At 71.9% G+C, this 7,333-nt stretch carries 6 protein-coding genes and 2 pseudogenes; 5 read left to right on the top strand and 3 right to left on the bottom strand.

What is annotated here, in order from left to right; translation table 11 throughout:
- The first annotated feature begins 106 nt into the window (after window positions 1-106).
- The 4 genes and pseudogenes from FV229_RS23640 to FV229_RS23625 all read left to right on the top strand — a co-directional run bounded on the left by FV229_RS23640 (window position 107) and on the right by FV229_RS23625 (window position 3,623).
- Window positions 107-1,642 (top strand): efflux transporter outer membrane subunit, encoded by a 1,536-nt coding sequence (locus tag FV229_RS23640; RefSeq protein ID WP_147754295.1) that lies wholly within the window; start codon window positions 107-109, stop codon window positions 1,640-1,642.
- 75 nt (window positions 1,643-1,717) lie between these two features.
- Window positions 1,718-1,999 carry a type II toxin-antitoxin system RelB/DinJ family antitoxin gene (locus FV229_RS23635; protein ID WP_147754294.1) on the top strand — a complete coding sequence of 94 codons (282 nt, stop codon included), beginning with the start codon at window positions 1,718-1,720 and terminating at the stop codon, window positions 1,997-1,999.
- 137 nt (window positions 2,000-2,136) lie between these two features.
- Window positions 2,137-2,403 (top strand): annotated as a pseudogene (locus FV229_RS23630) (type II toxin-antitoxin system YafQ family toxin); the annotation flags it as partial.
- An 89-nt stretch (window positions 2,404-2,492) separates the two neighbouring features.
- Window positions 2,493-3,623 carry a PrpF domain-containing protein gene (locus FV229_RS23625; RefSeq protein ID WP_147754292.1) on the top strand — a complete coding sequence of 377 codons (1,131 nt, stop codon included), beginning with the start codon at window positions 2,493-2,495 and terminating at the stop codon, window positions 3,621-3,623.
- A 101-nt stretch (window positions 3,624-3,724) separates the two neighbouring features.
- On the opposite strand, the gene FV229_RS23620 is transcribed toward FV229_RS23625, so the two are convergent.
- The 3 genes from FV229_RS23620 to FV229_RS23610 are packed head-to-tail and all read right to left on the bottom strand — an operon-like array spanning window position 3,725 to window position 7,013.
- Window positions 3,725-4,192, bottom strand: a complete 468-nt coding sequence (locus FV229_RS23620; protein ID WP_147754291.1) for a secondary thiamine-phosphate synthase enzyme YjbQ — start codon at window positions 4,190-4,192, stop codon at window positions 3,725-3,727.
- On the bottom strand, window positions 4,189-5,940 hold the full coding sequence (locus tag FV229_RS23615; protein WP_147754290.1) for a cisplatin damage response ATP-dependent DNA ligase: 1,752 nt from the start codon (window positions 5,938-5,940) through the stop codon (window positions 4,189-4,191). Before FV229_RS23615 ends, FV229_RS23620 begins: the two co-directional genes overlap by 4 nt.
- Complete coding sequence (locus FV229_RS23610) at window positions 5,937-7,013, bottom strand: ligase-associated DNA damage response exonuclease (protein WP_147754289.1); 1,077 nt, start codon at window positions 7,011-7,013, stop codon at window positions 5,937-5,939. Before FV229_RS23610 ends, FV229_RS23615 begins: the two co-directional genes overlap by 4 nt.
- Before the next feature lie 108 nt (window positions 7,014-7,121).
- On the opposite strand from FV229_RS23610, the pseudogene FV229_RS23605 reads away from it, so the two are divergent.
- Window positions 7,122-7,333: pseudogene (locus FV229_RS23605) on the top strand (tetratricopeptide repeat protein); the annotation flags it as partial.

Raw genomic sequence — 7,333 nt, 5'->3', positions numbered from 1 at the left:
CTCCCCGCCCGTCACGGCCAACGCCGCATTGACTCGACGCCCCCCCGCGGCGCTCTACCGGGCGGGGGTTCGCGCGACCGCGCGGGCCGGCACTCGCTGGGGCGCGATGATCGAGACGGCCCTGAACCGGCGATCCGCACGGGCGGCGGCGCTTGCCGCGAGCCTGAGCCTGTCCGCCTGCGCGGTCGGCCCAAACTACATCGCGCCCGAGGATCCGCCGGTCGCGCGCTACACGAAGGAGCCCCTGGCGAACCCGAGCGCGGCCGACAAGGTCGCCACGCGCCAGGGCGGCTCGGCCGACCAGAGCTTCGTCTCGGGCGCCGACATCCCCGGCCAGTGGTGGACGCTGTTCCGCTCCAAGGCGCTAAACCGCCTGGTCGAGGAGGCGCTGGCCAACAACCCGAACCTGGAGGCGGCCCAGGCGAGCCTGCGCATCGCGCAGCAGAACGTGCTCGCGCAGAAGGGCACGCTGTATCCCTCGCTCTCGGCCAACCCGCAGGCGCTGGGCGCGCGGGCGCCGGGGCTCGACCTGCAATCGCCGCTGCAGAACCAGAACAACTACCTCTACAGCCTCTACACGCCGCAGGTGACGGTGGCGTTCAACCCCGACGTGTTCGGCCTCAACCGCCGCACGATCGAGGGGCTCGAGGCCACCGCCGAGAACCAGCGCTTCCAGCTCGAGGCCGCCTACCTCAGCCTCACGGCCAACGTCGTCGCCGCCGCGATCCAGGAGGCCAGCCTCCGCGCCCAGATCGACGCGACGAAGCGGGTGATCCAGGCCCAGACCGAGGTGCTGACCCTCTACAACAAGCAGCTCTCGCTCGGGCAGATCGCCGGCGCCGACGTGATCCAGCAGCAGGCCGCCCTGTCGCTGTCGCAGCAGCTGCTGCCGCCGCTGGAGAAGCAGCTGGCGCAGCAGCGCAACCTCCTGACCGCGCTCGCCGGACGCCTGCCGAGCGAGGAGGTGGCTGAGACCTTCACCCTCTCGGCCCTGCGGCTGCCGACGAAGGTCCCCGTCAGCCTGCCCTCGCGCCTGGTGCAGCAGCGGCCGGACGTGAAGGCGGCCGAGGCCCTGGTGCAGCAGGCCTCGGCCGGCGTCGGCGTCGCGGTGGCGAACCGCCTGCCGCAATTCTCGATCACCGCCGCGGGCGGTTCAAGCGCCGTGCGGTTGGCGCAGATCACCAACCCGGGCGCCGGGTTCTTCACCATCCTCGGGCAAGCCACCGCGCCGATCTTCGACGCCGGCACGCTCTACCGCCGCCAGCGCGCCTCCGAGGAGACCCTGACCCAGGCGCAGGCGCAGTACCGCGCCGTGGTGATCGCCGCGTTCCAGAACGTGGCCGACGCGCTGCGCGCCCTGCAATCGGACGCCGCCGCGGTCGCCGCCGCCTCGGCCGCGGAGAATGCGACGGGCCAGAGCCTCGGCCTGATCCGCAAGCAGTTCTCGGCCGGCGCCGTGAACTCGACGCAGGTGTTGATCGCCCAGCAGGGCTACCTCTCGGCGCTCGTCACATCGGCCGGCGCGCGGGCGACGCAGTACGCCGACACCGCGGCCCTGTTCCAGGCGCTCGGCGGCGGCTGGTGGAACCGCGCCGACGTCGCCCCGCCCCCGCCCGAGACCGACCCACTGAAGTTTTTGTAGGGGCGGCCGCGAGGACGCGGCGCGTTGACGGTCGGGGTGGCGAGCGCCATTCTCGGGAGCGAGAGAGGCTTCGGCATGACCGCTCCCACATCCGTCCTGCACATCCGCGTCGACGACGAGACCAAGGCCGGCGCCGTGGTCGCGCTCGATGCCCTCGGCCTGTCCATGTCGGATGCGGTGCGCCTGTTCCTGCACCGCGTCGCCACGGATCGGGCGCTTCCCTTCGAACTCGGTGTTCCGAACGCCGAGACCCTGGCTGCGATGGAGGAAGCCGAGACCATCGCCCGCCTGCACCGGGGCCGCTTCACCAGTGCCGACGCGTTGATCGCCGACCCTGAAGACGCCGGCATCCGCTAGAGCATTTTCAAGCGAGGTGGATGCCGGCTCGCGTGAAGAAAATGCGACCACACCGCAGGTGAGAGCATTTTCCGTGATCCAGAGATCACAGAAAATGCTCTAAGCGCGCCGCCCCGCCGCGGGCGGCCGACTACACGAAGACCTTCCGCAAGGATTGGGAATGCCTGTCCCGCTCCGGCCGGTACGACATGGCACGCCTGAAACAGTTCATGCTGCTGATCGCCAACGACGGTCCCCTGGGTCCAGAGTGGCTCGATCATCCGTTGAAAGGGAATTGGGCGGGACATCGCGAATGCCACGTCGGCGGCGACTTCCAACTCGCCTACACGCTCGACGACGAGCGCGGCTCCGGCCTCGTCGTCTTCGTCCGCGCCGGCACCCATGCGGACCTGTTCGGAGCCTGAACGGATGCCCCGCGCCGGCCTTGGCGGGATGATGCCGCCGCCGCCGGCAGGCCACGTCCGATGTCCGTCCCTCTACGAAGGCCCGCCTCATGAGCTTCACCGCGATCCCGGCCGTGTTCATGCGCGGCGGCACCAGCAAGGCGCTGATGCTGCACCGGCGCGACGTGCCGGCCGACGTCGCGGCCTGGGAACCGCTGTTCCTGGCGGCGATGGGCAGCCCCGATCCGTTCGGGCGCCAGCTCGACGGCATGGGCGGGGGCGTGTCGTCGGTCTCGAAGATCTGCGTCGTCGCGCGCTCGCGCCGCGACGACGCCGACGTGGATTACACCTTCGTCCAGGTGGTGGTGCGCGAGGCGCGGATCGACCTGTCGGGCAATTGCGGCAACATGCTCTCGGCGGTCGGCCCCTTCGCGATCGACGAGGGGCTGGCCTCGGCGCCCGACGGGCCTGTGACGATCCGGATCTTCAACACCAACACGAAGAAGGTCGTCCACGCCGCCTTCGCGGTGGCGGGCGGACGCGCGGTCTACCGCGGCGACCTCGCCATTCCCGGCGTCGCGGAAACGGCCGCGCCGATCCGCCTCGACTTCGTCAATCCCGGCGGCGCCACCACCGGCCGGCTGCTCCCCACCGGCACGGTGCGCGAGCGCCTCGCGGTGGCGGGGCTCGGGCACTTCGACGTCTCGATGGTGGACGCCGCCAACGCCTGCGTCTTCGTGAAGGCCACCGCCCTCGGGCTGACGGGGACCGAGCTGCCGGCGGCGATCGAGGCCGTACCCGGCCTGCTCGACCGTCTCGGCCGCATCCGCCGCGCGGCCTCGGTGGCGATGGGCATCGCCCGCGACGACGCGCACGCGGCCACCATCGTCCATGTCCCCTTCGTCGGCCTGGTGGCGCCGCCGCAGGACGCGGGCACCCTCTCGGGCGAGCGCGTGACCGCCGCCGCGGTCGACCTCACCGCCCGGGTGATCTCGAACGGCGTGCCGCACCAGGCGCTGCCGCTCACCGCCACCCTCTGCCTCGCGGTCGCCGCCCGCCTCCCCGGCAGCGTCGTCGCCGAGGTCGCCCGTGAAACCGCCGACACCCTGCGCGTCGGCATGCCCTCAGGCGTCCTCACCGCCGACGCCGACGTGGTCCAGGATGGGGACGGGTTCCGCACGACGCGCGGTACGTTCTTCCGCACGGCCCGGCCGCTGATGCGGGGGGTGGTGTACGCGTGAAGCGGACAAGACGGCGTCCCTCCAACCTCGGTCAATCCGGGGCTGCGAAGCAGAGCCCGGAATGACGGGGCGGGTGTGATCGCGGGATCAGCGCGTCCGCCTCACGTCCCCACCACCGCCAAAATAATCTCCCGCCGGTGCGCCCGGTCGCGGTGCTCGATCAGGTACACGCCCTGCCAGGTGCCGAGCGCAAGGCGGCCGTCCACCACCGGGATCGACAGGGTGGCGTCGGTGACCATCGTGCGGATGTGGGCGGGCATGTCGTCCGGCCCTTCGGCGCCGTGGACGTAGGCCGCGTGGCGCGGGGCGAGGCCGTCCAGCGCAGTCATCAGGTCGGCCTGCACGTCCGGGTCGGCGTTCTCCTGGATCGTCAGCGAGGCCGAGGTGTGCCGGCAGAACACCGTGACGATGCCGTCCGAGACGTCGCTGTCGCGCACGAAGGCGGCGACCGCGTCGGTGAACTCGGTGAAGCCCGGCCCCGGCGTGGCGATCGTCAGCCGCCCGCCGGCCTGGCGCCGGACGGAGCCGGAAAACAGCGCCTCGACCGTCCCCACCGTGCCACGCTTCATTCCGCGATCTCCAAGGTCGTGCCCGGCATCGTCTCGCGCTCGCCCCGCGCCAGGATGCGTTCCAGAAGGTCGATCCGGTCGGCCTCGGCCGCCGGCTTGTCCCAGCGGATGCGGCTGACGCGGGGGAATCGCATGGCGACGCCCGATTTGTGCCGGGTGGAGCGTTGCACGCCCTCGAAGGCGATCTCCAGCACCAATCCGCCCTCCATCCCGTAGGCGACCTCGCGCACCGGGCCGAAACGCTTCACCGTGTGGTTGCGGACGTAGCGGTCGAGCTTGGCCAGCTCCGCGTCGGTGAAGCCGTGATAGGCCTTGCCGACGGGCACCAGCTCGGGCCCGTCGGCGCCGTCCCGCCACACGCCGAACGTGTAGTCGGAGTAGAACGACGAGCGCTTCCCGTGGCCGCGCTGAGCGTACATCATCACCGCGTCGACGAGGTGCGGCTCGCGCTTCCACTTCCACCACGGGCCCTTCGGGCGGCCGGGCAGATAGGGGCTGTCGCGGCGCTTGAGCATCACGCCCTCGATGGCGTCGGCATCCGCGCCGGCGCCCAAAGCCGCCGGGTCGGCGCGGGCCGCGGCCAGGTCCTCCCAGGTCGAGAACGGCACCAACGGCGAGACGTCGATCCGCGCGTGGTCGAGCGTCGCCACGAACGCCTCCAGCCGGGCGCGGCGTTCCACGAAGCCGAGCCCGCGCAGGTCCTCGCCGTCGGCGGTGAGCAGGTCGTAGGCGCGCACATGCGCCGGGAACTCCTCCATCAGCTTGCCCGTCACCGCCTTGCGGTTGAGGCGCTGCTGCAGCACGTTGAAGCTCTGCACGCGGCTCTCGCGCAGGATCAGCAACTCGCCGTCGAGCGTCCCCGTGAAGGTGACCGCCTCGGCCAAGTCCGGGAAGGCGCCGGAGATGTCCTCGCCGGTGCGCGAGTAGATCCGCACCACCTGCTCGCCCGCCGCGTCGCGCCCGCCGACGAGCTGCACGCGGATGCCGTCCCACTTCCACTCGCCGGAGAAGTCGGCCGGGGCGAGCTTGTCGAAGTCGGTCTCCTCCTCGATCGGGTGCGACAGCATCGGCGGCCGGAACGGGGCCGGGTTCAGGGTCTCGGGCCGCGGGCCGCGCCCCTCCGCCCAGGCGAACAGGGTCTCGAACGGGGCCTTGAGCCCGTGCCAGACCTCCTCGACCGCGTCCGCCTCGTGCCCGCCGAGCGCGCCGACCGCGGTCTTGGCGAGCCGCGCCGACACGCCGACGCGGAGGTTTCCGGTGACGAGCTTCAACAGCGCCCAGCGCCCGGTCTCGTCGAGCGCGTCGAGCCAAGTGGCGAGATGTTGAGGCAGGTCGGCCTTGCGGATGGTCGACAGGGTCTCGACCACCTCGGCGAGCGTCGGCACGTGCGGAGGCGGGTTGTTGTGGCCGGGGCCGGGAGCGCCGACGGGCTCCCTCTCCCGTTCGGGAGCGGGGACCCGCGCTTCGTCCGCGAGCGGTGCCGGCCAGATCAGCGCGGTCGTCTCCGCGAGGTCGCCGACGTAGTTGTGCGAGAGCCGGAACAGCACCGGGTCGATCCGCGCCTCGACGAGGCCGCGGATCAGCGCGGGCTTGGCCTCGCGGAAACTCAGGGTGCCGGTCATCGCCGCGAGCGCGTAGCCGCGCTCCGGGTCCGGGGTCTTCGCGAAGTAGTCCTGCAGCAGGCGCAGCTTCGCGTTGCGGCGCGGCTCGTAGGCGAGGCGGTCGAGGAGTTCGGCGAAGTCGTTCACGCGGCGGCCTCGTCGGTGACCTCATCAGCGGCGTCTTGCGCCGCCTCGACGGGCGCCGGCTCCGCCTCGCCGTCGTCGCCGTAGCCCAGCATGTGCAGCGGTTTGGCCGCGATGCCCTGCGTCCCGCACCAGTGCACCAGCGCGTCCTCCTGCCCGTGCGTGACCCAGACCTCGCCGGCCCCGGTCTCGCGGATGGTGCGGCAGAGGTCGGGCCAGTCGGCGTGGTCGGAGATCACCAGCGGCAGCTCGACGCCCTTCTGGCGCGCGCGCGCCCGCACCCGCATCCAGCCCGAGGCGAAGCTCGTCACCGGATCCGGGAATTTCCGCGACCACACGTCCTGGATCGACGAGGGCGGGCACAGCACGATGGCGCCCTTCAGGCCGGCGCGGTCGGCGGCGGCCACCTTGGGCGTGTCGCCCAGCGCAAAGCCCTCGCGCTTGTACAGCTCGGTCAGCTTCTCCATCGCCCCGTGCAGGTGGATCGGCCGGTCGTAGCCGGCCTCGCGGAGCAGCATCATCACCCGCTGCGCCTTGCCGAGCGCGTAGGCGCCGACGATGTGGGCGCGCTCGGGGAACAGAGCCACGGAATTGAGGAGCTTGCGCACCTCTGCCGCCGTGTCGGGCATGCGGAACACCGGCAGGCCGAAGGTCGCCTCGGTGATGAACACGTCGCAGGGCACCACCTCGAACGGCCGGCAGGTCGGGTCGTGCGCGCGCTTGTAGTCGCCCGACACCACCACGCGCACGCCTTGCGCCTCGATCGCGATCTGCGCCGAGCCGAGGACGTGCCCGGCGGGGGCGAACCGCACCGTCACGTCGCCGACGCGGACGTCCGCGCCGAGCACGGCCTCCTGGCGGGCGCCGCAGAAGTCCTCGCCGTAGCGCACCGCCATGATGCGCAGGGTCTCGCCCGTGGCGAGCACGCTGCCGTGGCCGGCCCGGGCGTGGTCGGCATGGCCGTGGCTGATCAGCGCCCGCTCGACCGGCCAGGTCGGGTCGACGTGGAAGCGCCCGAGCGGGCAGTACAGCCCCTCGCGGGTCAGGGTCAGGAGGTCGCCGGCGCGAAGCGTCATCGGTCCCGTCTCGTCGAGGGTTGGGTCTGGCGGAGGATGGGTCTACCGAGGGGTGGCGTCGCCGACGATATAGGGCGTCGTCCCGACGAGACCCGGATCGATCCCCCCATGACATCGATCCCCGCCATCGAATCGATCCCCGCCGTGAAATCGATTCTCGCGATTCACCAGGCCGGCTCCGGCGACCTGCTGGCCGACCGTCGCTTCGCCTACGCCGAGGCGTGCCTGGCCGAGGGCGACTGCGTCGGCGCCGCCGAGATGGCCGAGCAGGCGCTGGAACGCGCCCCGCGCTTCGCCGCCGCCTGGGTGCTGCTCGGGCG

The organism is Methylobacterium sp. WL120 (assembly GCF_008039465.1).
Classification (GTDB): Bacteria; Pseudomonadota; Alphaproteobacteria; order Rhizobiales; family Beijerinckiaceae; genus Methylobacterium; species Methylobacterium cerastii.
Note: the sequence above shows the minus strand (reverse complement) of the source record. Positions and strands in the feature narration are given on the sequence as shown.